At 70.8% G+C, this 24,509-nt stretch carries 19 protein-coding genes; 5 read left to right on the forward strand and 14 right to left on the reverse strand.

Going from position 1 to position 24,509, the window contains the following annotated elements; translation table 11 throughout:
- Positions 1-32: 32 nt before the first annotated feature.
- Genes AC1DZA_RS07435 through AC1DZA_RS07445 form a run of 3 tightly spaced genes read right to left on the reverse strand, consistent with a single transcriptional unit; the run spans position 33 to position 2,328 of the window.
- On the reverse strand, positions 33-1,196 hold the full coding sequence (locus tag AC1DZA_RS07435) for an LLM class flavin-dependent oxidoreductase (RefSeq protein WP_476772247.1): 1,164 nt from the start codon (positions 1,194-1,196) through the stop codon (positions 33-35).
- A gap of 60 nt (positions 1,197-1,256) precedes the next feature.
- Positions 1,257-2,126 (reverse strand): DUF1684 domain-containing protein, encoded by an 870-nt coding sequence (locus AC1DZA_RS07440; protein ID WP_476772248.1) that lies wholly within the window; start codon positions 2,124-2,126, stop codon positions 1,257-1,259.
- A 10-nt stretch (positions 2,127-2,136) separates the two neighbouring features.
- Entirely contained in the window at positions 2,137-2,328 is a 192-nt protein-coding gene (locus AC1DZA_RS07445; protein ID WP_476772249.1) for a hypothetical protein, read from the reverse strand.
- A gap of 216 nt (positions 2,329-2,544) precedes the next feature.
- Between AC1DZA_RS07445 and AC1DZA_RS07450 the strand changes: the two genes are divergently transcribed.
- The 3 genes from AC1DZA_RS07450 (at position 2,545) to AC1DZA_RS07460 (ending at position 9,897) form a co-directional block, all read left to right on the forward strand.
- Positions 2,545-3,975, forward strand: coding sequence for an O-acetylhomoserine aminocarboxypropyltransferase/cysteine synthase family protein (locus AC1DZA_RS07450; protein ID WP_476772250.1), 1,431 nt, complete (start codon positions 2,545-2,547; stop codon positions 3,973-3,975).
- Positions 3,972-5,294 (forward strand): LLM class flavin-dependent oxidoreductase, encoded by a 1,323-nt coding sequence (locus tag AC1DZA_RS07455; RefSeq protein WP_476772251.1) that lies wholly within the window; start codon positions 3,972-3,974, stop codon positions 5,292-5,294. The genes AC1DZA_RS07450 and AC1DZA_RS07455 overlap by 4 nt, the downstream gene beginning before the upstream one ends.
- A gap of 196 nt (positions 5,295-5,490) precedes the next feature.
- A complete protein-coding gene (locus AC1DZA_RS07460; RefSeq protein WP_476772252.1) occupies positions 5,491-9,897 on the forward strand; it encodes a S8 family serine peptidase in 4,407 nt (1,468 codons plus the stop codon).
- A 94-nt stretch (positions 9,898-9,991) separates the two neighbouring features.
- On the opposite strand, the gene AC1DZA_RS07465 is transcribed toward AC1DZA_RS07460, so the two are convergent.
- The 11 genes from AC1DZA_RS07465 to AC1DZA_RS07515 all read right to left on the reverse strand — a co-directional run bounded on the left by AC1DZA_RS07465 (position 9,992) and on the right by AC1DZA_RS07515 (position 19,587).
- Entirely contained in the window at positions 9,992-11,194 is a 1,203-nt protein-coding gene (locus AC1DZA_RS07465; RefSeq protein WP_476772253.1) for a Gfo/Idh/MocA family protein, read from the reverse strand.
- Positions 11,191-11,607, reverse strand: a complete 417-nt coding sequence (locus AC1DZA_RS07470; RefSeq protein WP_476761454.1) for a C-glycoside deglycosidase beta subunit domain-containing protein — start codon at positions 11,605-11,607, stop codon at positions 11,191-11,193. The genes AC1DZA_RS07465 and AC1DZA_RS07470 overlap by 4 nt, the downstream gene beginning before the upstream one ends.
- Positions 11,608-11,616: 9 nt before the next feature.
- The gene (locus AC1DZA_RS07475) at positions 11,617-12,381 is read right to left on the reverse strand and encodes a nuclear transport factor 2 family protein (protein WP_476772254.1); all 765 of its coding nucleotides are present in this window, start codon (positions 12,379-12,381) and stop codon (positions 11,617-11,619) included.
- The gene (locus AC1DZA_RS07480; RefSeq protein WP_476772255.1) at positions 12,374-13,414 is read right to left on the reverse strand and encodes a sugar phosphate isomerase/epimerase family protein; all 1,041 of its coding nucleotides are present in this window, start codon (positions 13,412-13,414) and stop codon (positions 12,374-12,376) included. The genes AC1DZA_RS07475 and AC1DZA_RS07480 overlap by 8 nt, the downstream gene beginning before the upstream one ends.
- 33 nt (positions 13,415-13,447) lie before the next feature.
- The gene (locus AC1DZA_RS07485; RefSeq protein ID WP_476772256.1) at positions 13,448-14,551 is read right to left on the reverse strand and encodes a sugar phosphate isomerase/epimerase family protein; all 1,104 of its coding nucleotides are present in this window, start codon (positions 14,549-14,551) and stop codon (positions 13,448-13,450) included.
- Positions 14,548-14,946 (reverse strand): C-glycoside deglycosidase beta subunit domain-containing protein, encoded by a 399-nt coding sequence (locus AC1DZA_RS07490; protein ID WP_476772257.1) that lies wholly within the window; start codon positions 14,944-14,946, stop codon positions 14,548-14,550. The genes AC1DZA_RS07485 and AC1DZA_RS07490 overlap by 4 nt, the downstream gene beginning before the upstream one ends.
- A 97-nt stretch (positions 14,947-15,043) precedes the next feature.
- Positions 15,044-16,594, reverse strand: a complete 1,551-nt coding sequence (locus AC1DZA_RS07495) for a GMC oxidoreductase (RefSeq protein WP_476772258.1) — start codon at positions 16,592-16,594, stop codon at positions 15,044-15,046.
- Positions 16,591-17,385: a TIM barrel protein gene (locus AC1DZA_RS07500; protein WP_476761448.1), complete on the reverse strand. Its 795-nt coding sequence runs from the start codon at positions 17,383-17,385 to the stop codon at positions 16,591-16,593. The genes AC1DZA_RS07495 and AC1DZA_RS07500 overlap by 4 nt, the downstream gene beginning before the upstream one ends.
- A gap of 17 nt (positions 17,386-17,402) precedes the next feature.
- On the reverse strand, positions 17,403-17,777 hold the full coding sequence (locus tag AC1DZA_RS07505; protein ID WP_476772259.1) for a nuclear transport factor 2 family protein: 375 nt from the start codon (positions 17,775-17,777) through the stop codon (positions 17,403-17,405).
- A gap of 7 nt (positions 17,778-17,784) precedes the next feature.
- A complete protein-coding gene (locus AC1DZA_RS07510; RefSeq protein WP_476772260.1) occupies positions 17,785-18,621 on the reverse strand; it encodes a carbohydrate ABC transporter permease in 837 nt (278 codons plus the stop codon).
- A 3-nt stretch (positions 18,622-18,624) separates the two neighbouring features.
- Positions 18,625-19,587, reverse strand: a complete 963-nt coding sequence (locus tag AC1DZA_RS07515) for a carbohydrate ABC transporter permease (protein ID WP_476772261.1) — start codon at positions 19,585-19,587, stop codon at positions 18,625-18,627.
- 160 nt (positions 19,588-19,747) lie between these two features.
- Between AC1DZA_RS07515 and AC1DZA_RS07520 the strand changes: the two genes are divergently transcribed.
- Entirely contained in the window at positions 19,748-22,990 is a 3,243-nt protein-coding gene (locus tag AC1DZA_RS07520; RefSeq protein WP_476772355.1) for a glycosyl hydrolase, read from the forward strand.
- A gap of 148 nt (positions 22,991-23,138) precedes the next feature.
- Positions 23,139-24,431: an ABC transporter substrate-binding protein gene (locus tag AC1DZA_RS07525; RefSeq protein WP_476761444.1), complete on the forward strand. Its 1,293-nt coding sequence runs from the start codon at positions 23,139-23,141 to the stop codon at positions 24,429-24,431.
- Positions 24,432-24,509 lie beyond the last annotated feature (78 nt).

The following is a 24,509-nucleotide window of genomic DNA, read 5'->3' on the forward strand; positions in this document are numbered from 1 at the left end:
CACGATCCTACGGGCGACGCCTGACGGACCGGTCACCGGGTCGCCTCGGACACCGTGGCCAGGCGGCCGGCCGGCGCGGTCGCCGACTCCACGGCCCCCGCGGCATCCGCCTCGACCCCGCCGCTCACCGCAGGACGCAGCGCATAGGGATCGCCCGGTCCCCAGAGCGTGCTCGGGAGCTCCCGGCGCGCGACCGGGGCGACCTCGGCGGCGAAGCGCTCGACGAGCTCGACCTGCTGCTCGACCGGCAGGGTCGTGGGCAGGCTGATCGACTGCAGGTCGTGCCCGAGCGCCTCGTGGAAGCGGCCGATCTTGTCGATGACCTGCTGCGGGCTGCCGACGAGCGCTGGACCCTCGGCGATGGCGTGGTCGATGTCGCGGAACGGGGAGTTGTTGCCCGGCACATTCGTCGCGGCGACGAGCGCCTCGTAGACCGGCCCGTAGAGCTCCCGGGCCTGCTGCGTGGTGTCGGCGATGAAGAGCGCCCCGGCTCCGGCCCCCACGTAGGCGAACCGCGGGTCGTGCCCGTGGCGTGCGCGTTCGTCGCGGTAGTGCTGCACGAGCACTGCGTAGTTGCGGAGCGGCTGGATCGCGTTCGCGCTGAACAGCGGGTCGCCCCAGCGTGCCGCGAGCGCCGCCGAGGCGAGCGTGGTCGCCGATCCGTGCCACACCCGCGGCGCCCCGGCGTACGGGCGCGGCAGCGTCGTGGTGCCCCGCTGTGCGCGCGTGTACGGCGTCGCCTCCCAGTCGACGTCGGTCTCCCGCCAGAGCCTGCGGAGCAGTGCGTAGCGGTCGGCGAGCAGCTCCCACTGGTCGTCGATCTCCAGCCCGAACAGGGGGAACTGCGCCGCCTCGTTGCCCTTGCCGATCGTGAGCTCGAGCCGGCCGCGCGAGAGCTGGTCGATGGTGGCATAGTCCTCGGCCACGCGCACCGGGTCGAGGACCGAAAGCACGGTCACCCCCGTCTGCAGGCGGATCGTCGAGGTGACCGCGGCGATGGCGCCGAGCAGCACGGTCGGCGACGACGAGAGGAAATGCCCCGCGTGCCGCTCGCCCACCGCGAAGGCGTCGAAGCCGAGCCGCTCGGCCCGGCGGGCGAACTCCACGGTCTGGTCGAGCCGCTCGGCCGGGCTCACGAGCCGCCCGGTGACCGGGTTCTGCACGTAGGGGACGATGTCGAGGATCTGGAAGCGCATGGGTTCTCCGGTTCTGGCGCGTCGATGGCGGTCGGATGCTGCGGGGCAGGGCGGCGCCGGTCAGGCGACGTTGCGCTCGACGGGCGTCTTCTCCCCCGCCTCGATGCCGACCGGCAGCCGGTTCCCGGCGGGCGGCAGCGGGCAGGTGGCGTGGTCGGTGTACGCGCAGGGCAGGTTGACCGCGCGGTTGAAGTCGAGCACGACCGAGCCGTCGGCGTCGGGAGCCTCGATCTCGAGCGAGCGATTCGCGGCATACGTGGTCAGTCCGCTCGTGGCATCCGTGAAGAGCACCTGCAGCGTGCCGGGCGCATGGCCGTTGAACGCGGTGAGGCGGAAGGTCTCGCCGCGCAGCTCGAACTCGACCTCGCCTGGCACCTCGTAGACGTGCTGCAGGCCCTCGGCGGCCGAACCGACGGTGACCTCGCGGGGCGTCGCTGCGGGAATGAGCCGGCCGCGCGCGATCCAACGCGGGTTGGGCAGGTAGGTGGGCGTGCCCGTGAAGCGGGCGAGGTAGGGGTGCCCCGGGTCGCGGGGACGCACGATGTCCCGGCCGCCGCGGCGGGCGACCTCGATCGCGAGCTCGCCCGCGCGCACCACGACGCCGCCGCGCTCGGCGATGGGGCCGAAGGCGTGGCGACCCTCGAGGCGGGTGCCGTCGGCCGCCTCGAGCGACTCCCCCGGGGCGAGGTCGACGACCGGCCCCGCCGTGGCATCCGTGGACCAGGTGCCCGGCACGTCATCGAAGTGCTGCGGCGTCTCGTCGAGCCAGTGGATCGCGGTCACGGCCAGGAAGCCGTGCGGGTCGGCGCGGCGCGCCTCGTGGTCGCGGTGCCATTCCTCCCACTCGCGGGCGAACGCGGCGCGGTCGAGGGTGGCGGTGTCGGTGGCGGTGGCGTCGGTGGTGGTGGCGGCTGCATCGGTGATCGTCATGTCGCCACTGTCACGCTCCCGCGAGCACTTCGCCAGCGGTCTCGTCACCATTCGCCACCGATCGCAACACCGTGTCACGTTCGGGCCCCGCGGACGCGGCATCCGCTCGCTCGCCGTCGAGCGCACCGGCGCGCGCCGCCTCGACGATGCGGAGCGCCCGGGGGCCGTGGATGCGGGCGTACCAGTGCAACAGGTCGGTCATGATGCCTCCGATCGAGGGTCGTGTGGCGGTCGTCGCGGTGCGGCCTCGGCCGGCGCCCGCGCACGCCGCGAATGGGTCGCCACGATAGGCGGGCGCCGATCCGGCGGCGACGGATGCCGCAACACGCGGACATGCGGCGTCACGATGTGACCGCGGGTGACCCCACGCGTCGAGCCGCGATTGCCCGGATGCCGCGACGCGCTCAGGATGGGCCGCATGTCTGAGCCCGATGCGCACGACCCCTTCGCCGACGCGGCGCTCGCCCACGAGGGCTTCGCCACCCAGCAGGTGCACGCCGGCGAGCACGCCGACGCGACCTTCGGCGCGCGCATCATGCCGATCTACCTGAGCGCCGGATTCCGCTTCGACGACTTCGCGCACGCCCGCGAGCGCTTCGCCGGCGACGACGACGGCTACGTCTACACGCGGGCGGGCAACCCGTCGAACGCCGCGCTCGAGCGCCGGCTCGCCGCGATCGAGGGCGGGCGCGACGCGGTCGTGCTCGCGAGCGGGCAGGCGGCGCTGACCGTGGCCGTGCTCGGCATCGCCCAGGCCGGCGACCACGTGCTGTCGGCGCAGACCGTCTACTCGGGCACGCGGAGCCTCTTCACCCAGGGCTTCGGGCGCTTCGGCATCGAGGTCGAGTTCGTCGACGACCCGGCCGACCTCGACGAGTGGCGCCGCCGCATCCGCCCGAACACGCGGGCGATCTACGCCGAGTCGATCGCGAACCCCACCGGCGAGGTCATCGACCTGCGGGGCGTCGCGGGGGTGGCCCAGGCGGCCGGCGTGCCGTTCCTCGTCGACAACACGCTCGCGACGCCCTACCTCGTGCGGCCCATCGAGCACGGCGCCGACCTCGTGGTGCACTCGGCGAGCAAGTTCCTCTCGGGCCACGGTGCGGCGCTGGGCGGCGTGATCGTCGACGCAGGCACGTTCGACTGGTCGGCGCGTCCCGATGCCTTCCCGCACCTGCACCTGCCCGACACCGGGCTGCAGGGTCGCAGCTACCTCGCCGTCCACGCCGACGGCGCCTACACCGCCTACCTCCGCGGCGTCACGGCCGCGCTGTTCGGGCCGGTGCTCTCGCCGTTCAACGCGTTCCTCATCCAGCAGGGCGTCGAGACGCTCTCGCTGCGCGTGCAGCGCCAGTCATCCACGGCCGCCGCGATCGCCGCCTGGCTGGAGGAGCAGCCCGAGGTGCTGGGCGTCAACTACCCCGGCCTCCGCTCCAGCCCGTCGTACGAGCTCGCGCAGCGCTACCTGCCGCGCGGGCAGGGCGCGGTGCTGTCGTTCGTGCTGGCCGGCGGCGAGGCATCGGTCGCGCCCTTCTACGACGCCGTCGAGCTGTTCAGCCGCATGAGCCACATCGGCGACACGCGGTCGCTCATCCTCCACCCCGCGACGACGACCCACGCGCACCTGGACGCCGGCACGCGGGCCAAGGGGCGCATCTCGTCGGGCCTGCTGCGGCTGTCGATCGGGCTCGAGGAGCCGGAGGACCTCGTGCGGGACCTCGAACGCGGGTTCGCGGCGCTGCGCGCGGTCGCGGCATCCGTCACCGCATCGCCCGTCCGTGCATCGTCGGTCTCCGACCTCGCGACGGATGCCGCATCCCGCGCCGTGCTCGAAGGGAGCGCACGATGACCCGGCCGCAGCACTTCGGATGGTTCTTCTCACGGGGCTTCGGGCCGCAGGGCTGGGGGCACCCGCACTGGGACTGGGACTACCGCTGGACCGAGCCGAAGCTCTACCAGCAGTCGGTGCGCGAACTCGAGCAGGCGGGCCTCGACCTCCTGATCATCGAGGACGGCCCCTCGATCGGCACGCCCGACACCGTCGAGTTGCGCGTCCGCAAGGCGTACGGCGGGCCGAAGCACGACCCGGTCGCACTGACGCCCTACCTGCTCGCGGCGACCGAGCACCTCGGCATCGCCCCCACGGTGAACGCCGGCATCTGGCCGCCGTACCTCGCCGCCCGGCAGTTCGCCTCGCTGCACCACCTGAGCGGGCACCGCGTGGGCATCAACGTGGTGACGGATGTCTCGAGCACGCGCCACACGGGCACGCCGCCCGTGACGCACGACCAGGCGTACGACCGCGCGAGCGAGTGGCTCGCCGCGGTGCGCGGCCTCTGGCACAGCTGGGATGACGGCGCCCTCGTGGCGGATGCCGCGACCGGCCGCTTCGCCGACGGCTCGAAGATCCGCGAGACCCGCTTCGAGGGCGAGTACTTCGACGTGACCGGACCGCTCAACGCGATCCCGTTCACCGAGGGCGACCCGGCGATCGTCTCCCCCGGCGGGTCGCCCAAGGGACTCGCGTTCGCCGGCACCCACTCGGACGTGCAGCTCGCGTACGCGCCGCTCGACCTCGACGTCGTGCGCGCGTACCGGCAGAAGATCATCGACGCGGCCGTCGCGCACGGGCGCGCGGCGAACGCCGTGAAGACCCTGTTCGTGTTCAAGCCCGAGATCGTGTCGAGCGAGGAGGAGGTCGACCGCGTGGTGCGCGCGTCACTGGAGCCGTCGGACGAGACGCTCGCCGCGATCCTCGAGGGCCAGTCGAGCGACCTCGAGACCGACCTCACCGGGCTGCCGCTCGACCGGCCGCTCGACCCGTCGATCTTCGGCGACCACGTCTCGCAGGGCACGATCAAGGGCCTGCTCGGCAAGACCGCACCGACCTTCGCGGATGCCACGCTGCGCGAGCTGCTCGTCGCGAAGGCACGCAAGGGACGCATCGCCGACCACGCCGGCTTCGTGGGCACGGCCGAACAGGTCGCCGACTTCATCGAGGAGTTCGGCGAGGAGGCCGACAACGACGGCTTCATCTTCTCGGGCGACCTGCACCCGGTCACGGTGCACCGGTACCTCGACGAGCTCGTGCCGATCCTGCGCCGGCGCGGCGTGCTGCGCCGGGAGTACGGGAGCGGCGGCATCCAGGGGAACCTGCACGACTTCTGATCGACTCGGGTGAGCGGCGGCGGCGGGCGGATTCACGCCATGACGCCCATTCGCCACGGCGGTCGATTGACCCCAGAACGAGGGCACTGGGAGATTCGACCCGAGTTCGAGGAGCCTCGGGGCCTGCAGCCACCACTCCGCGCTCACACCGGTGCTCGGCATGAGCGCCGGTGCTCTCCCAGTGTCGAGGAGCACGATGAGCACACGCAGGAAGCTGGTCGGGGCCGCATCAGCGGCGCTGATCTCCGCCGCCATGATGATGGCGCCGATCGGAACGGCCGCCGCGTCGCCGACCGCGCCACCCGATCCGGGCTCCTCGGCGACCCCCGACCCGAACGGACCGTTCTCGGAGGGTCGTCCGGGTGTCGCAGGCCCCCGCGACGGATCCGCCGGGATCGCTTCCCTCGCGGCCGGCGATCCCGAGCGCTACGAGCCCGCGGCGGATCCCGGCTTCCACCCGCTCGACTCCACCGGGTCCTCCGACGATGCCGCCGACAAGCTCGGCCAGGCCGACACCCGGCTGCTGCAGGAGGCCCAGGTCGAGAAGACGGACACCGTCACCGTCATGATCCTCGCGCGCAAGGGGGCGGCCGACGACGTCGTCGCGGCCGTGCGCAAGGCGGGCGGCACCGTCGGATCGGTGACCGAGAAGCTGGGCTACGTGCGGGCCACCGTGCCGACCGACCGCGTCTCCGACCTGGCCGGGCGGCCCGACGTGAAGGCGATCGACCTGAACCGCACGTATCAGGTGCCGACGCCGGGCCTGGGAGGAGGCGTCGCTCCCGCGTCGAGCCTGCTCGACGCCGGACCCGGCGCCCCTGACGCGAGCACCCCCGCCGCCAACCCCTACCTGCCCATCGCCGAGACCGGCGCCACGGCATTCGTCGACGCGCACCCCGCGTGGGACGGGCGCGGCACCGTCGTCGGCGTGCTGGACACCGGCGTCGACGTCGGGCATCCGGCGCTGCAGACGACGAGCGACGGCAAGCCCAAGATCATCGACTGGGTCACCGCGACCGACCCGATCCAGGACAACGACGGCACGTGGGTCGAGATGACGACCGTGAAGAGCGGACCGTCGTTCCGCTCCGGTGGCGAGGAATGGACCGCACCCGCGGGTGACTTCCGCTTCGGCTACTTCTACGAGTACTCGACGTCGGGTAGCGACTTCGGGGGTGACCTCAACCGCAACGGCGACATCTGGGACGCCTTCGGGGTGCTCTACGAGCCGTCGACCCACATGATCTGGGTCGATGCCGACAACGACAAGGACTTCACCGACGCGCCCGCCATGGCGCCGTACGCCGTCGACCGCCAGGCGGACCACTTCGGCGTGGATGACCCCGCAACCGCCGAGGACGAGGAGATCCCGTTCGTGGTCGAGTACCGCGACGACGTCGACCTCACGCCGCTCGACGACGGACGCGACGGGCAGACCGGCACCTTCGTGAACATCGGCCTCCCGGCCGCCGCCCACGGCACGCACGTGGCGGGCATCGTCGCCGCCACGTCGATGTTCGGCGGCGAGATGCACGGCGCCGCGCCCGGAGCGCAGATCGTCTCCTCACGCGCCTGCACCTTCCAGGGCGGTTGCACGCAGGCCGCGCTCACGGAGGGCATGATCGACCTGGTGCTCAACCGCGGCGTCGACGTCGTGAACCTGTCGATCGGCGGGCTTCCGCCCCTGAACGACGGATCCGACGTGATCGCCGACCTCTACGACCAGCTCATCGACGCCTACGGCGTGCAGATCATCGTCGCCGCCGGCAACGACGGCCTCGGCACGAACACCGTCAGCTCGCCCTCGGTGGCCGGGGAGGCCATCTCGGTCGCGGCATCCGTCAGCTCGGACACCTGGTGGGCCGACTACGGCGCCGAGGTGACGGCCGAGCAGGGGATCTTCGGGTTCTCCTCCCGCGGTCCCGCCGAGAACGGCGGACTCGCGCCGCAGATCTCGGCCCCCGGCGCCGCGGTATCGACCATCCCGATGTGGCTGGCCGGCGAGCCGGTCCCCGAGACGGGATACGCGCTGCCCGCCGGGTACGGCATGTTCAACGGCACCTCGATGGCGGCGCCGCAGGTCGCCGGCTCGGCCGCACTGCTGCTCTCCGCGGCGAAGGCCGGCTCGGTGCAGGTCTCGCCGGGCGCGCTGAAGACCGCACTCACCGGGACGGCACGAGTGATCCCCGGCGTCTCCACGACGGCGCAGGGCGCCGGCATCATCGACACCGTGGCGGCATGGAAGCAGCTCGCGAAGAAGGGGTCGGTCAACGCCCTCGAGGTGTCCGCCCCCGTGTGCAGCTCCCTGTCGAGCCTCCTCGAGACGCCCGGCACGGGCACGGGCGTCTACAACCGGTGCCTCCCCGGCGAGGGCGGCCAGGTGACCGGTGAGGAGCAGGCCTACAAGGTCGAGGTCACCCGCACCAGCGGCACCGCCGGCAACGTCGTCCACCGCATCGGCTGGATCGGCAACGACGGCACGTTCAGTGCGCGCGCGAGCCTTCCCCTGAAGAAGGACAAGCCCGCCGCGGTCACGGTCACCGCGAACGCGGCCACGTCCGGGCTCCACAGCGCGATCATGACGATCGACGACCCGGCGACGCCCGGCATCGACCAGTTCGTCTCGGTCGCCGTGCTCTCGACGACGGCGCTGGCGCAACCCGACTTCTCGGTGACCGGTTCCGGCACGCTTCCGCGCGGCGGAAGCACGTCGTTGCTCGTCCCCGTTCCCGAGGGGGTGGAAGCGCTGCAGATGACGCTCGACGGCATCGCGGATGGCAGCCAGGTCCGCATCCTGCCCATCGATCCCGACGGCGTGCCGGCAGACTCGAACGCCAGCAACCACTGCTACAGCGCCTACGCCGACCCAGCGGGGTGCGACGCCGGAGCACGGGCCGTGTATCGACCCGAGCCGGGCATCTGGGAGTTCGTCATCGAGGCGCGCCGCACGTCGGGCACCGACGCCAACACCTATGCCGCGGCGGTCTCGCTGCAGGGCATGAGCGTCGAGCCCGGGTCGACCACGCTCGACTCGGTGACGATGAACGAGCCCACCGACGTCAGCCTCGCGGGCATGAACACCTTCGCTCCCGTCGAGGCGCACGTGGCGACCGGTGAGGTCGGCACCGTGGTCAACCTGTTCGCGACCGTCGCGCAGGGCGAGGTCACCGCCAACCAGCTGTACGTCCCGCGCGAGACGACCCGGCTCGATGTCGCACTCACCCCACGTGACGCGTCCGTCCTGGACTTCTTCGTCTACTTCGGCGGCGGGCCGGTCGGCCAGAGCACCGCGAACGGGGACACGCCGGGACGCATCGTCATCGACGACCCGCGACCCGGGACGTACTACATCGTCGTCGCCGGGGTCGAGGTCGCCGGCGAGGGCGTCACGTTCGACTACCACCAGGAGATGTACTCGAAGGGGCAGGGCACCGTCACGCCGAAGTCGGACGCGACGTACGGGCTGTCCTCCGGCGAGTCCATGCCGGTCGACGGTGCCCTGACCGTCGCCGCCCGCCAGCTCACGGGTGAGCCGATGGTCGGCCGGGTGCGGGTGGCCAACGAGTACGGCACGATCATCGGGGCGGCGAGTGTCTCCGTCACCACGGTGGACGTGCCCCAACTCGACGTCGTCAGCTGGGCGCCGCCGTTCGTCGGCGCCGAGATGACCGACGACGGCGTCGTCGCGGGCGATCGGCAGTTCGAGGCGCGGATGACCCCGACGACCTGGACCGCGGACGGCGGCTTCGAGAACCTCGCGACCGAAGGCGAGCAGTGGGGTTCGGCCCTCGGGATCAACGAGGACCACACGGCCGTGGGCATCGTGACCAAGGACGACGGCAACTTCGACCCGGCGATGTGGGCTGCAGACGGATCCCGCACGGTCATCGGCGTGCCGGACTGGCGCGACTACCCGAACGGGTACGCGACCGCCGTGAACGACGGCGGCGTCGTCACCGGGTTCGCCGAACTCACCGAGCAGGATGCCGACGGCGTCTGGCACGCGTACAGCGATGCCTTCGCACGCACGCCCGACGGCATCTTCCACGAGCTGGACCACCTGTCGGCCTCCACGTCGGGCACCCAGCCCCGGGCCATCAACGGCGCGGGCACGGTGGTCGGGCAATCGCTCGACGACGAGTACGCACCCCGCGCCGTGAAGTGGGATGCCGCGACCGGGGCCGTCGGCGACCTCGGCACGCTTCCCGGCCAGTCCTCAGCGGTGGCACTCGACGTCAACGCGAACGGCGCCGTCGTCGGGGTGAGCGGTGACGACGCGTTCGTGTGGACGGAGGCGGGCGGCATGGCCCGCCTGGCCGACTACGGGTACGACGCGACCGCGGAGAAGGTGAACGACGACGGCTGGGTGCTCGGTTCGGTCGAACTCGCGCCCTACTACCCCGTCTCGGCGATGTGGGATCCGCAGGGCCGGCTCTGGGACCTGTCGGGCATGGTTCCCGTCGCCGACGGCGAGTGGTTCATGGCGACGTACGGGTTCGACATCAACAACCAGCACCAGTTGATGCTGTACGGCGAGGGCGGGCCTGACGGCGCGCCGTCGAGCTCGGTGATGCTGAGCATCCCCGCGAGCCTGCGCGACTAGCGCTCCGCCGGGAGCACAGGCGACGGCGTCCCGTCGAGCCGATTTCATCGGTTCGGCGGGGCGCCGTTCGTGGTGCGACCGCCCGAACTCGGACCTACGCCGTGCGCGCGAGTGCGTCCTCGCCCACGCGGACCCAACTCGAGTCCCGGTCGGAGCTCTGCTCCACGGCAGCGAGCACCCGCTGCACCTGGAGTCCCTCCGCGAACGTGGGATGCGGGTCGGCACCGGCGTGGATCGCCTCGACGAGATCCTTCACCTGATGGCTGAAGCCGTGCTCGTAGCCGAGCAGGTGGCCGGCCGGCCACCAGGCGGCGACATACGGATGCTCGGCCTCGGTCACGAGGATCTTCGTGAAGCCCTGGGTCGTGTGCGGCGCCGTGCGGTCGTAGAACCAGAGCGCGTTGAGGTCCTCCAGGTCGAAGGCGAGGGATCCGCGGTCACCCGAGACCTCGATCGACAGCGCGTTCTTGCGACCGGTGGCGAATCGCGTCGCCTCGAACGAGCCGAGCACGCCGCCCTCGAACCTGCCGGTGAAGATCGCGACGTCATCGACCGTGACCTCCCCGTACCCGTCCGCCGCGGTGCCCGACAGGCCCGACCCCGATCCGAGCAGCGGACGCTGCTTCACGATCGTGTCGACGACTCCCGAGACCCGCTCGAGCTTCATGCCCGTCACGAACTGCGCGAGGTCGATGGCGTGGGCGCCGATGTCGCCGAGCGCTCCCGAGCCCGCGTGCTCCTTCTGCAGCCGCCAGGCCAACGGCATCTCGCGGTCGACGAGCCAGTCCTGCCGGTAGCTCGCACGCACCTGCGCGATGCGACCGACCGCGCCCTGGGCGATCAGGTCGCGCAGGAAGGTCACGGCCGGCACGCGCCGGTAGGTGAAGCCGACCATCGCACGGATGCCGCGTGCCGCAGCCCGAGCCGCGGCATCCGCCATCGCCTCGGCCTCGGCGACCGAGTTGGCCAGCGGCTTCTCGCAAAGCACGTGCTTTCCGGCCTCGAGCGCGGCGATCGCGATCTCGGCGTGGGAGTCGCCGGGGGTGACGATGTCCACGACGTCGATGTCGTCGCGCGCGATGACCTGGCGCCAGTCGGTGGCCGACTCGGCCCAGCCCCACTTCGTCGCGGCATCCGCCACCGAATCGGCGTTGCGACCGACGATGACCGACATCTCGACGGCCGTCGGCAGGTCGAACACGTGCGGCGCGGTGCGCCAGCCCTGCGAGTGGGCGGCGCCCATGAATCCGTGGCCGATCATCGCGACGCGCAGCGGCCGAGCGGTGGCCGCGCTCATGCCAGCACGACCTCGCGCTCGACCGGGACGCGATTGGTGACGTACCGGCCGGGGCCGCCGTCGACGCCCGGCATGATCTGCATGTAGAGCAGGCGCATCGTGAGGACCACCTCGACGGTGACCTTCTCGCCCGCCGCCGGAGCGTGCTCGAGCGGGATGACGACCTCGGGCTTGTCCGCGACGAACCAGAGCGTGTCCCACTGCTCGGGAAGCTCCTCGATGCGGTAGCTCGTCCCGTTCAACACGAACCGCAGCGCGTCCTTCGGCACCGCGACGCCGTTGACGGATGCCGCGACATCGTCGACCGCGGAGAGCCAGAGGCTGCGGTACCAGGGAAGCTGCACCGCGACGGCGATGCCGTCGGCGGTGCGACGGACGTCCTTCTCGGAGAAGAGTGAATTGTGCGTGGCCATGATCGGTCCCTACTTGAAGGTGTCTTCGAAGGTGTCGTGCGCGACCGGCGGCACCGGTTCGAGCTGCTGCACCGTCGTGGGGCTGTACGGGTGGTTCGTGGTGGGCACGGGCTCGTCGGCAGGGGGCATGAAGACCGGCGTGCCGTCGTCGCCGAAGTACATGAGGTCGAGATCGAACGCGCCCTGGTTCTTCAGCCCGAAGCCGACCCAGTTCTCCTCGAACGGCGCGCGGGCGAGCTCGTAGCAGCGGAACTTCCAGAACTTCCATTCGCCGTCCTGCTTGAGGAAGTCGATGGCGTACTTGCACCAGACCCAGTGCGCCCACACCTTCTTGCCGAGCACCTCATCAGGCGAGTACATGTCGGGGAACGCCTCGGCCACCTTCGGGTCGGTCAGCCCCGACTCGGTGCCGGCCATGAGCCAGACGCCCTTGGCCGTCCGCCCATCGGCGGCGACCTCGATGACCGGGGTGGTCGTGGCGTGCAGGATGAGCTTGCCTTCGGGACTCGGGCGGTCACGGTGGTAGCGCGTCACGCTCTCCCACGTGGTGTACTGCCCGGCGTTCGTGTAGCGTGCCCGGATGCCGGGCGTGCCCTCCGCGACCCAGAGCGGGATGATCTGCTCGTCCTGGAACGCGTTGTGCAGGTACATGTAGCGGTTGAAGAGGTTCTCGACCGCTCCGCGATCCTCCGCGCGCTGCGCGAGTGCCCGGGCGGAGGCGACCTCGTCGCGCAGTGCGGCGAGTTCGGCCCGGAGTTCGGCGATCTCAGACAACGGCCTTCTCCTTCACCGTCTCCTCGATCGCACGACGCATGAGCGCGTGCTGCTGCTTGACCAGCTCGATGGGGTCGGCCTCGCCGAGGTCGGAGAACGCGTGACCCTCCCACTCGCTGGAGAGGTACCCCTGGTAGCCGCCCTCGACGAACTGGCGGACGATGCGCGGGATGTCCATCGCGGGCTCGTCGCCGTTCTCGTCGATGTCGTAGAACTTCGCATGCACGTGGAAGATCTGGGGCATGATGTCGAGCCATTCCTCCGGCGGCACCAGGCCGTGCATGTTGAAGGCCAGCCGCGTGAACGGGCCGAAGCGCAGGAAGTCCACGCCCTCGCCCGACAGGTAGTCCTCGAACTTCTGGTTGCGCACGTGCATCGGCGTCGGCTCGTGCCAGATCTCGTCCATCACGGGGAAGTGCTTCTCGTCCATGCCCATCTGGCTGAGCGTTCGGAGCAGCGTCGGCGACAGCGAGTGCATGGTCGAGCTGAAGTCCGCGGTGAACCCGAGGCGGTCGCTGTCGAGCTCCTCGTACAGCTCGCGAATCTGCAGCACCTGCGGGTTGTTCGGACCTGATGGGGCGTGGATCTCGTAGCCGAGCTTCTGGTCGTACTTCTCCGCGAGCGGGAGGAGGCTGCGCAGGAGTTCCTTCCCAGCGGAACGGATGACGATCTTCGTGAAGCCGAGCGTGTTGGCGGTCTTCAGCTGCCGAGCGAGGAACTCGTGCTCCTCGTCTGGCGTCATGTCGCGGTCCTTGCGGCGCCCCATGTCGAGGTTCGTGCCGATCGCGCTGGGCTCGAGTCCGTACCGATCCATGCTGTCGCGCCAGATCCTGACGAACTCGTCGTCGACGTCGGGGTAGGTGCGGAGCATCTGGGCGATGTTGAACTCGATGCCGGGGCCGAGCCCGTGATCCGCCGCGGCCTTGATGAGGGTCTCGGGCGTGTAGAGCCCCGCGGCGAACTCGGAGGTGAGCGAGTAGAGGGTGATGCCGAGCTTGATCCCGGTGCCGGCGATGCCGTGGTCTTCAGTCATTTCGATATCCCTGGGCGTGTCGAAGGGGTCGGGTCAGCCGCGGACGGGCTGCGCGAGGTGGGAGTGGAGGAGGGCGCGGGCTTCCGCGGCATTCGTGATCATGCGCGATCCCGCCGCCTCGGCGGCAGAGCGCTGCACGGCCTGCTCACCGGCGATGATCTCGAAGGGGCTCTGCCAGTGGTTCCAGTGCCAGCCCTCGTACTCGCTCGAGATCGCGCCCGAGTAGCCCTGCTCGACGAGGAGCGCGATGAGGTCGCGCACGGGCACCGACGGCTCCTCGCCGTGCTCGTCGATGCCGAAGAACTTGCCGTGCACGTGGCGGATCCACGGCATGATCTCGAGCCAGTCGTCGACGCGCGCCGGCCCGAACAGGCCGGTGCCGTTGATTCCGAAGTCGATGCCGAGGTCGGGGCGCCCGTTCTGGGCGGCGAGCCCGATGAACGCGCCGAACCGCTGGCCGTGCTCGGCCTGGTCGGCGGGCGGGCCCTGCTCGTAGAACGTGTTCCACAAGTCGACGACCTTGGCGAGCAGCTCGTCGGAGGCCCCGCGCCGGCGGTACGCCTCGAGCAGCGACGGCGCGAACCCGGTGACGGTCGCTCCCCAGTCGGCGGTGAAGCCGAGGAACGGCGAGCCGACCTGCTCGTAGCGGTCCCGCAGCGCCAGGATGCGCGGGTGCGAGGCGTACTGGTCGGCGTGCACCTCGAGCGCGAGGGTGACGCCGTACTCCTCGGCGACCGGGGCGAGCTGCTCCATCGAGTCGGGCGTCAGCGAGATCTGCACGCGGGCGATCGGGAAGCCGAGCTTCGCGGCGGCCTGGATCTGTCGGCGCATGTACTCGATGAGCTCGTCCTGGTCGAGCAGGCGATCGCGGTGGATGCCGATGTCGGCATTCACCGCGAGCGACGTGGTGACCAGTCCGACCTCGTCGACGAGGTCGCGGAACCAGCCGGCGAAGCGGTCGTCGATCTCTGGGAATCCGCGGAAGCTCGAGAAGCCGATGACCTCGAGGCCGGGCCCGTAGCCCTCGGCGGCGACCTTTCGGATGAGGCCCTCGAGGTCGTACTCGCGCCCGTGGAAGGCGCGGGTGAAGCTGTAGAGGGTGACGCCCTGGATGGGCGTTCCGAGCGTGCCGCTCATGCTGCCACCGCCTTCATGGTCTTGGAGTCGTGCTCCTCGATGTGGAGCACCTCGTTCTCGCCGATGACGATGTAGGGGATGTACAGCTTCAGGTCGACGTCGACCCGGTGCTCGGCGCCGCCGGCCTCGACGGGTACCTCGCCCGAGAGCACGGCGGAGTCGGTCGGGAACCACCACTCCCCGGTCTCGTCGACGAGCTCGTCGAAGGTGAAGGTGCGGCCGTTCATCGTCCAGCGCAGCGATTCCTCGACCGCCGGCACGCCGTCGATGCTGAGGACGGCGCCCGCGATGCAGGAGCCCGGAAGCGCGCGGTACCACGGAATGCGGACCTCGACCTCGGCGCGGCGGCCGTCGGTGGTGAGCGTGTTCGGCTCGATGATGCGATCGGGGATCACCGGGACCTCCTCGTCAAGGGCGGAATGATGCCGCCGGACTTCTTTGTCATGATTTCCTCATTCTATTGTCTGTTTTAGACATAAGCAAGACGACGGCTCATTCCGAGGCGAGTGACCTGGCGATCCGCCGGGCCCCGCGCACCGCCAGCGCGACGCTCGTGAGCGTCGGGTTGCAGGCCGTCGCGGTGGGGATCACGCCGTTGCCGGCGACGTAGACACCCGGCGCGGTCCACAGCTCACTGTCGGGCGTGCAGACGCTCTCGCCGTCGTCGGTCTCGCCCATGCGCGTCGTGCCCTGGTAGTGCAGGGATGCGCCGGGCGGCATCGTGAACGGCCGGGGATCGATGGGCTCCCCCACCGCCGCACCGAGGCGCACGATCTCCTCGCGTGCGCGCTCGATCACCGCGTGGTCGCGATCGGTGAGGCGGTAGTGGATGCGCATGGCGGGCATGCCGTAGGCGTCGGTCACGTCGTCGGCGAACTCGACCCGGTCGTCGGGTTGCAGGTCCTTCGCGCAGAACAGGCCCAGGCCGACGATCGACCCCGGCACGACGGGATCGTCGTCCGCGAGCGGCACCGGCGAGGCGTCCAGCTGCATGATCTGGCCGTGGAACGGCACGTCGTCGGTGAACGGGACCCAGCTCACCCCGCTCTGCTCGCTGAGCGCCCCGGCCGCGGCCACCTCGTCGCGGGCTCCGGCCGGCACAAGCCGTTCGGCGTCGCGGATGCGGGACGCGAACACCACCTGGGCCTGGTCGTTCAGGTAGCGGCCGAGTGCGTGCGGCCGGATGCCGGACGCCCACAGCAGCTGCGGCGTGCGGAGCGCATCGCCGGCCACCACCACGGCTCTTGAACGCACCGTGTGCGACTCTCCGGAGCGGCGATCGCGCACCGCCACGCCGGCGGCGCGTCCCGCGTCGTCGACGAGCACCCGGGTGACGAGGGACTCGTCGTGGAGTTCGAAGTCCGGATTCGCCCGGGTGGCCTCGCCGAGCACGACGTCGGAGCCCGACCACACCAGACGGCCGTCGGCACGCCGGTGGACGGCCAGCGGCATCCGCTGCACTCGCGCCGCAGGCTCACGGTCGTCGTCGACGACGGCGGCGAGGCGCTCGCGCACGACCGCACCGAACGGCGAGCCGTCGAAGGCGTCGGTCGTCACGCCGAGCAGGCGGTCGGCCTCGTCGAGCAGCTCATCGAGGTCGGGGAGGAACGCGATGCGCTCACTGCCGCCCGGACGCGGGCATGCGGCCGTCCAGTGCGCGGACATGCCGCCGACGTTGGTCGACATCGCCGCGACCGGCATGCCGTCCTCGCCGGGGAAGGCGTAGCCGTCGTCGAGGAGGAACGTGCCGGGCCGGGCCCGCCGCTCGCCGCTCTTCACGGCACCGGGCGAACTCACCGTGTCGGCGCCCGCGCCCGGGCCCTCGGAGGCACGCTGCGCCGCGGCCCGCCGCTTCGGATCCTCGATGTTCTTCACGTGCGCTCCCGGCGGGTCCGACACGGTCGGCCCGGCCTCGAACATGGCGACGGTGAGGCCGGGCGCCCCCTCACTCAGGATGCGCGCATAGGCCGCGCCGGTCGGACCGCTGCCCACGATGGCGACGTCGACCTCGGCTGGATACCGTGAGACGGGCGACGTGGTCATGCCGCCGCCGCCAACTGCTGGATGAGCTTCACCGAGTCGGCCGACGCCGTCTGCGGGTAGTACTCGAGCCCGATCGGGCCGTCGTAGCCCGAGGCGCGGAGGTCGCCGAGGCGCGCGGGCCAGTCGATGGATCCCGTGCCGGGTTCGCCGCGACCCGGCGCGTCGGCGACCTGCACGTAGCGGATCAGGTCGCCCGCATTCGCGAGTTCGGCCGCGACATCCTCGCCCTCGACCGTGGAGTGGTACAGGTCGTACAGCACTCCGAAGAACGGCGAGTCGACGCCGCGCGCGACGTAGACCGCCTCGCTCGTGCGGTCGAGCAGCGACCCGGGGTGGTCGACGCGCACGTTGACCGGTTCGAGCACCAGGGTGATGCCCGAGCCGTCGATCTGCGCCGTGGCCTTCTGGTAGATCTCGATGAGCTTGTCGAGCTGCACCTGGCGCTTCCAGCCGCCGAACCCGGTGCCGCTGCCCACGACCATGCGGGGCGTGCCCAGCTCGTGCGCGATCTCCACACCCTCGTCGAGCTTGCGGAAGAACTCCGAGTGATCCCACGGCGGGATCATGAACTGCGTCCGCGGCTCGGCGAGCTGGGCGGTCAGCTGCGTGCCGGTCTCCTCGAGGGCGGCTTTCAGGGCGGGAAGGTCCTTGGGCGTCGAGGGCGCGTCGACCCCGGTCGGGCCCCACATCTCGACGGCGGTGAAGCCGGATGCCGCAGCCGCGCGCACGCGGTCGTGATAGTCGCCGGCCTCGGTGAAGAGGAGTTCGATGTTGGGTGCGAGCTGGTACATGGGGCGTCCTTCGGTGGTCAGAACATCGGATGGTCGTGGGCGGCATGCACGGGAACCTGCTGAAGCACGTCCCAGTGCTCGACGATCCGGCCGTCCTCGAATCGGTAGATGTCCGCGACCGCGGCGTCGGGTGCGCCGGGTCGGGAGGCTTTCACGTGCACCATCGCGAGGTCGCCGTCGACGAGGATGCGCTGCACGTCGAACCGTGCGTCGGGCGAGCCGTCGAACTTCGGCGTCAGCATCGCGATCGCCGCCCACGGGCCGTCTCCGATGGTCGGGTTGTGCTGGCGGTAGTCGTCCGCGACGTGGTCGGCGAAGGCATCCGCGACCCGCTTCTGCGTGTAGAACAGCTCCACGAACCGCTCGAAGGCGGCCCGGTTGTCCGCGCTCATCTGCCGGTCAGCCCTTGAGGCCGCCGGCGAAGCCCTGGATGAAGCGCTTCTGGGCGAACATGTAGAAGAGCAGGATCGGCACCATCGAGATGATGACGACGGCGAAGATCTTGTTCCACGCCGAGACCAGGCCGCCGACGTACGTGTACATCGCGACGGGGAGTGTCTGGGTCTCGGACCCCCCGAGGAAGATGAGCGAGTTGAAGAAGTCGTTCCAGACGATCAGGCCGGCGAGGATCGCCACCGTCCCGGTGGCGGGCGCCATGAGCGGCAGCACGACGCGGAAGAACGCCTGGGTGGGCGAGGCGCCGTCGATGACCGCCGCTTCCTCGTACTCGGTGGTCAGCCCTCGGAAGAAGCTCGCGTAGAGGAACACGGACAGCGGCAGCAGGATCGCGATCCAGAGGAGGATCATGCCGAGCGCGTTGCCGGTGAGGCCGACGCTGCGTGCGCCGATGTAGAGCGGCACGGTGCCGAGCTGGGCGGGCAGGATGATCGCGACGAGCACGAGGTAGTAGGCGAGGTTCGTCCAGGCGCGGGTGCGCCGTGCGATCACGTATGCCGCGACCGAGCCGAGCAGCACGAGCCCGAGGATGGCGCCGGCGGTGATGATGACGCTGTTGAGGATGCTCATCGGGATGCTGTTGCGCCCGGTGGTCGTGAGGACCTCGACGAACGCCCCGAAGTCGATCGTCGACGGCGGTGCGACGGCGCTCGTCGTGAGGAGCTCCTCGTCGGGCTTCAGCGCGGTCACGACGAGGAGGTAGAAGGGCAGCAGTCCGATCAGGGTGACGACCCAGACGAGGACCTCGCGGAGGGCGGTGGCCTTGGTGTAGCGGAACATGGGTCAGGCCCTTCCGGTCTCGCGGTCGCGGGTGACGTACTGCTGGAGGATGGCGAACGCCAGGATGATCACGGTGAGCACCAGCGCGAGCGCCGAGCCGAAACCGAACTGGCCGAGCGAGAACGCCTGCTTGTACACCTGGGTGGCGAGCGTCTCGGTGGCGCCGGCCGGCCCACCGCCCGTGAGGGCGAGGATCTGGTCGAAGATGCGCAGGCCCTGGATGATGCCGAGGGTGGTCGCGATCGCGATCGACGGCCGAATGGCGGGGACGATGACGTACCGGAACCGCTGCCAGATGCCGGCGCCGTCGAGCGCGGCGGCCTCCTCGACCTCGATCGGCACGCTCGCCAGCCCGGCGAGGTAGATCACCATGGTGAACCCGGTCTGCTGCCAGACCACGGTGATCAGGATGGCCCAGATCGACCACGTGGGGTCGGCCAGCCAGACCTTCTGGAACTCCTCGAGACCGAGCAGGCCGAGGAAGCCGTTCAGCGGTCCGTCGAACTGGAAGATGAACTTCCACACGTAGGCGACCGCGAGCGGGCTCAGCACGACGGGCATGAACAGGAGCGTTCGCAGGATGTACCGGGACTTCAGCATCCGGTTGATGGCGAGGGCGAACAGCAGGCCGAAGACGTTCGTGAGGATGACCGCCCCGAACGCGAGGAACAGGGTGTTCACCACGGCCCCGACCATGAGAGGGTCCTCGAAGATCCGCTGGAAGTTCTCCAGGCCCACGAACGCCCAGTCGCCGAGCCCCGTCCAGTCGGTGAACGCGAAGAACCCGCCGGTCAGCGTCGCGACGTAGTGCACCGCGATGACCAGGATCACGGCGGGCATCGCCCACCACCAGTGGCCGAAGCTGATCAGCGGCTTCTTGCCGCGCTTGCGCGGCGCCGGCGTGTTCCACGCCTCGGGCGGCACGGTGAGTGTGCGAGTGCTGCTCTCGTCGATCGTCACTGTCATCTGCTCTCTGACCTCGTCGTCTCGCGCCCCGGTTGCAGGTCGGGCGCCCTAGGGCAACTGTGACACACTTGCGTCGGAAAGACACATTAGTTGTCTCGATATCGCATATAAGTAGCGCCATGATCCGTCCGACGCGGTGGCTGGAAGGATTCCCCCTGTGATGGAGCACGCGTCATCCGGTTCCACCGAGGCGTCCGACCGCCTCTGGGATGCCTTCGTCGACCCACCCGACGAGGCGCGCCCACGGGCCTGGTGGCACTGGATGGACGGCAACATCGATCCCGAGGGCATCGAGCGCGACCTGCGGTGGCTCCACGCCGTCGGGGTGCGCGGGGCGCAGGTGTTCGACGGCGGGATGGGCGGTCCCCTCGTCGTTCCCGCGCCTGTGCGGCCCGGCTCCACGGTATGGGACGAGGCCGTGCTCGCCGCGAAGCGCACCGCGTCGGACCTCGGCATCGAACTGGCCGTCGCGACCTCGTCGGGGTGGAGTGCGGCCGGCGGCCCATGGGTGGAACCAGCCGATGCCATGAAGAAGGTGGTCTGGTCGGAGCTCGCGTTGGCCGGCGGCCGACCCGTCGAGGTGCCGCTTCCGCCCGTGCCCTCGGTGGCGGGCCTGTACCAGGACTCGCCACGCTGGGGCGCCGAGCCGGAGGGCCAAGCCTGGGCCACGGACTGGCGCGTGCTCGCGTTCCCCGCCGATCCACTGCACCAGGTGCAGGCACCGGCCCGCTTCCGCGCTTCCACGCCGGTGCACGACTGGACGTGCCTCACCGACGGATCGTTCGGCCGATCGCTCGCGCTGCCGCGCGACCCCGACGGGTGGTCGACCGCGTGGATCGAGCAGGAGTTCGTCACGCCGATCACCGTTCGATCGGTCGTCGTCGGCCTGCCCGGCCCGCGCGGGTTCGGCGCGGCGCCACCCGCGACCGCGGTGCTGCAGGCGAGCGACGACGGCGAGACGTATCGAGACGTCGTCGAACTGCCGGCCGACGGCGTTCCGGCTCGCACCGCGTCGTTCCCCGCCGTCACCGCACGGTGGTTCCGGCTCGTGCTCTCGGGGTCGAGCGCCGCCGAGGCGCTCCCGCCGATCGCCCACGGCGTGCGACGCCCACCGGTGCTCCGCACCACCGACCGCTTCGAGGTCTCCGAGTTCGTGCTCCGCTCGGGCGGGCGCGTCCACCGCGCCGAGGCGAAGGCCGGGTTCGGCGTCGTCGCCGACTACTTCGCCGTGCCCACCGACCCTCGGGCCGGCGCCGGCGCGCTGCATCCAGAGACCGTCATCGACGTCAGCGAGCACGTGCACGACGGCGTGCTCCGCTGGCACGCGCCGCCGGGCGAATGGACCATCCTTCGTCTCGGCGCGTCGCTCACCGGGCAGACGAACGGGCCGGCACCGGCCGACGCCACCGGGCTCGAGGTCGACAAGCTCGACGGCGACCGGGTGCGCGCGTACCTGCGAACGCACCTGCATCGCTTCGGCATCGGAGACGCGCCCGGAGCGGCGTCGACGCCGCGCTTCGGCGCGCTCCTCAGTGACAGCATCGAGGCCGGCCCTCAGAACTGGACTGAGGCGATCCTCGAGCAGTTCGGACGCCGTCGGGGCTACGACCCGACGCCCTGGCTGCCCGCGCTCGCCGGCTGCCTGGTGGGCGACCCCGAGGCATCCGACCGGTTCCTCTACGACTACCGCCGCACGATCGCCGAGCTCCTCGCCGACCAGTATTACGGCACGCTCGCCGCCGAGGCGCGTCAGCGCGGCATGAGCTCCTACGCCGAGGCGCTCGAGGACGGTCGGCCACAGCTCGGCGACGACCTCGCGATGCGTTCGCATGCCGACGTTCCGATGGGGGCGATGTGGACGTTCGACGCGGAGCGGGGTCCGCTTCCGACGTACGTGGCCGACCTGAAGGGCGCGTCCTCGGTCGCCCACGTGCACGGCCGGCAGTGGGTCGGCGCCGAGGCGTTCACGTCGTTCGACCGGCCGTGGTCGTGGACTCCGCACACGCTCAAGCACGTCGCCGACCTGCAACTCTCGCTCGGCGTGACCCGGTTCTGCATCCACACCTCGCCGCACCAGCCGATCGCCGCTCCGCCGCCGGGGATCGCCCTCGCCCCGTTCCTCGGGCAGGCGTTCACGATCAACGAGACGTGGTCGGGCGTCGCCCGCCCGTGGATCGACTACCTCGCGCGGTGCTCGGCCCTGCTCAGCATGGGCGTGCCGGCGGTCGACGTCGCGGTCTTCATCGGGGAGGAGGCGCCGGTCACCGGCCTCTTCGGGCACGACTTCGACACCGTCGTGCCGCCCGGGTTCGACTTCGACTACGTCGGGGTCGACGCCCTCACGACCGTGCTCCGCGTCGAGGACGGTGCGGTCGTCGCCGACGGCGCCTCCTATCGCCTGCTGTACCTGGGCGGTTCGAGCGACCGGATGACGCTCCCGACGCTCCTGGCGGTGGAGCGGCTCCTCGACCACGGCGCCACCATCGTGGGCGGACGGCCGGGCGCGTCGCCATCGCTCGGCGACGATCCCGACTCGTTCGACCGCAGCTGCGACCGCATCTGGACCGCGCCGCGCGCACGAGGACGCGTGCTCGACACCTCCGACCTTCGCGAGGCGCTCGATGAGCTCGGCCTGAAGCCCGCGCTCGAGGTCGTCGGCCCGCCGCTTCGGCAGATCTCACGCGTCATCGACGGTCGACGCGTGACGTTCCTCGCGAACCCGTCCGCCGAGCCGGCCGAGGCGCGGCTCCTGGTGTCCGACCCTGCGCCGCATCTCGTGACGTGGGATCCGGTGGCGCTGCAGGTGCAGGGGCTCCCGCACGACGGGACGCCGTCGGGCGACGGCCGCAGCGCGTACCGGCTCTCGCTGCCGAGCTTCGGCTCCACGTTCGTGCTCGGCGCCGACGCGGAGCCGCCCACGCCGGCGGTCCGGTCCACGCAGCTCCGCGGGCCATGGGAGCTGCACCTGCCCGGCCGTGCCTCGACTGCGATGCCCTCGGGCCCCGCACTGTGGACGACCCTCGACGACGAAGCCCGCCGCTTCTCAGGGACAGGCGCCTACTCGGTCGGGTTCGAGCTGGCCGATGAACCGGTCGAGGGCGACCGCCATCTCGTCGACCTCGGTGTCGTGCGCGACATCGCCCGGGTGACCGTCAACGACGTCGACTGCGGGGTGGCCTGGACGGCGCCGTTCCAGGTCGAGGTGACCGCGGCGCTCCGGGCAGGGGTGAACCTCATGCGCATCGAGGTCACCACGCCGTGGCGAAACCGGCTGATCGCCGAGGCAGCGGCGCCGACCGGAGACGTCTTCGAGCCCATGACCCGGGTGTTCGAGCCGACGGCCGAGCCGCTCCCGGCGGGGCTCGCCGGCCCGGTCGTGCTCCTCGTCGAGTCCCCCGCCTGACGGGTGCACGGGGGCAGGATCAGCGGCACTATTGCCACACATCACCAAGACTAATGTCGGAATCATGCCAATGTGTGCCACGCTGGAGGTGCGGCCAGCGGCCGAGCCGGCCCGAGGCTGGCGACAACGACGTCACGAAAGGTCCGAAATGTCACAGCACCCCGCATCCAAGCCGCTTCGGTGGTCGCTCCTCGCGGCACCCGTCGCCGGAGTGATGGTCCTCGCCGGTTGTTCCGGCGGCGGCGACACCGGCAGCACCGACGACGCATCGGGCACCGGCTTCTCCATGATGGTCGCCCAGGCCAACGACGCCGACGACTTCTACGCGCAGATGGCGAAGGCGTACACGGAGGAGACCGGCACCGAGATCGAGGTCATCCCGTACCCCTCCGAGGCGTACAACACCCAGGTCACCACCCAGTTCCAGGCGGGCAACGCGGCGGATGTCGCCATCCTCTCCCCGGGAACCGGCCAGCCGATCTCGGTGATCACCCTCGCCGACGCCGGGTTCCTCGAGCCCCTCGACGACACGTCGGCCGGCATCATCCCCGAGGGCACCGAGTCGCTCTACGAAGTGGACGGCAAGATCTACGGCCAGCCGACCGCGCTCTCCCCCGTCGGCCTGATCTGGAACCCCGCGGCCGCCGAGGAAGCGGGCATCGACGAGTTCCCGGCCACCTTCGACGACATGCTGAAGGCCTGCACGACGGCGCGCGACGCGGGGAAGAGCTTCACCGTGCTCGCCGGCTCCGTGTCGTTCAACACCGGCCTGCTCGCCCAGCTCGTCTCGGCGACCCGCGTCTACGAGGAGACCCCCGACTGGAACGAGCAGCGCGCGGCCGGCGACGTGACCTTCGCCGACAGCGACGGCTGGAAGCAGACGCTCGACGACATCGTCGCCATGAACGACGGCGGGTGCTTCCAGGACGGCGCGGCGGGCGGCACGTTCGACTCGATCACCAACGGCATCGGCGGTGGCACGTCGCTGAGCGCCGCCGTTCCCGGCTCGGCTGCGACCTCGATCAACGCCGGCGCGGGCCTCGAGACCGACGTCCAGGCGTTCCCGCCGGCCGACGACCAGGGCGACTTCATGCTGGCCTCCGCCAACTACGCGTGGGCCATCAACGCCAAGGCCGACGACGGCGCCAAGAAGTCCGCGCAGGACTTCCTCGACTGGGTCGCCGAGCCCGAGCAGGCGCAGCAGTACGCCGAGCTCTCGGGTGCGGTGCCGATCACGGGTGTCAGCGCGGACACGCTGCTCCCGGTCTACCAGCCGGTCGCCGACCTGCTCGAGTCGGGTGCCTACACCGGCCTCCCGAACGCGACGTGGCCCAACCCGGCGACCTACGACGCCCTCGGCGTCGGCGTGCAGGGCCTCCTCACCGGCCAGAAGACGGTCGAGGCGGTCCTCGAGGACATGGACGCCGCCTGGGACCAGTAGGACCCGTTCCTCGATCGGCTGCCGTCCGGAGCTTCGCGCCCCGGGCGGCAGCCGCATTCCCGCCCCGACCACGAAGGA

The sequence above is a fragment of the Agromyces sp. P2_B3 genome, from assembly GCF_056404815.1.

Excerpts from the sequence above, each read along its gene's own strand:
- AC1DZA_RS07510 (WP_476772260.1), bottom strand. The coding sequence starts at position 18,621 with ATGTTCCGCTACACCAAGGCCACCGCCCTCCGCGAGGTCCTCGTCTGG.
- AC1DZA_RS07465 (WP_476772253.1), bottom strand. The coding sequence starts at position 11,194 with ATGAGCGCGGCCACCGCTCGGCCGCTGCGCGTCGCGATGATCGGCCAC.
- AC1DZA_RS07435 (WP_476772247.1), bottom strand. The coding sequence starts at position 1,196 with ATGCGCTTCCAGATCCTCGACATCGTCCCCTACGTGCAGAACCCGGTC.
- AC1DZA_RS07505 (WP_476772259.1), bottom strand. The coding sequence starts at position 17,777 with ATGAGCGCGGACAACCGGGCCGCCTTCGAGCGGTTCGTGGAGCTGTTC.
- AC1DZA_RS07450 (WP_476772250.1), top strand. The coding sequence starts at position 2,545 with ATGTCTGAGCCCGATGCGCACGACCCCTTCGCCGACGCGGCGCTCGCC.
- AC1DZA_RS07485 (WP_476772256.1), bottom strand. The coding sequence starts at position 14,551 with ATGAGCGGCACGCTCGGAACGCCCATCCAGGGCGTCACCCTCTACAGC.
- AC1DZA_RS07525 (WP_476761444.1), top strand. The coding sequence starts at position 23,139 with ATGTCACAGCACCCCGCATCCAAGCCGCTTCGGTGGTCGCTCCTCGCG.
- AC1DZA_RS07460 (WP_476772252.1), top strand. The coding sequence starts at position 5,491 with ATGAGCACACGCAGGAAGCTGGTCGGGGCCGCATCAGCGGCGCTGATC.
- AC1DZA_RS07470 (WP_476761454.1), bottom strand. The coding sequence starts at position 11,607 with ATGGCCACGCACAATTCACTCTTCTCCGAGAAGGACGTCCGTCGCACC.
- AC1DZA_RS07515 (WP_476772261.1), bottom strand. The coding sequence starts at position 19,587 with ATGACAGTGACGATCGACGAGAGCAGCACTCGCACACTCACCGTGCCG.
- AC1DZA_RS07445 (WP_476772249.1), bottom strand. The coding sequence starts at position 2,328 with ATGACCGACCTGTTGCACTGGTACGCCCGCATCCACGGCCCCCGGGCG.
- AC1DZA_RS07495 (WP_476772258.1), bottom strand. The coding sequence starts at position 16,594 with ATGACCACGTCGCCCGTCTCACGGTATCCAGCCGAGGTCGACGTCGCC.
- AC1DZA_RS07500 (WP_476761448.1), bottom strand. The coding sequence starts at position 17,385 with ATGTACCAGCTCGCACCCAACATCGAACTCCTCTTCACCGAGGCCGGC.
- AC1DZA_RS07455 (WP_476772251.1), top strand. The coding sequence starts at position 3,972 with ATGACCCGGCCGCAGCACTTCGGATGGTTCTTCTCACGGGGCTTCGGG.
- AC1DZA_RS07440 (WP_476772248.1), bottom strand. The coding sequence starts at position 2,126 with ATGACGATCACCGATGCAGCCGCCACCACCACCGACGCCACCGCCACC.
- AC1DZA_RS07520 (WP_476772355.1), top strand. The coding sequence starts at position 19,748 with ATGGAGCACGCGTCATCCGGTTCCACCGAGGCGTCCGACCGCCTCTGG.
- AC1DZA_RS07480 (WP_476772255.1), bottom strand. The coding sequence starts at position 13,414 with ATGACTGAAGACCACGGCATCGCCGGCACCGGGATCAAGCTCGGCATC.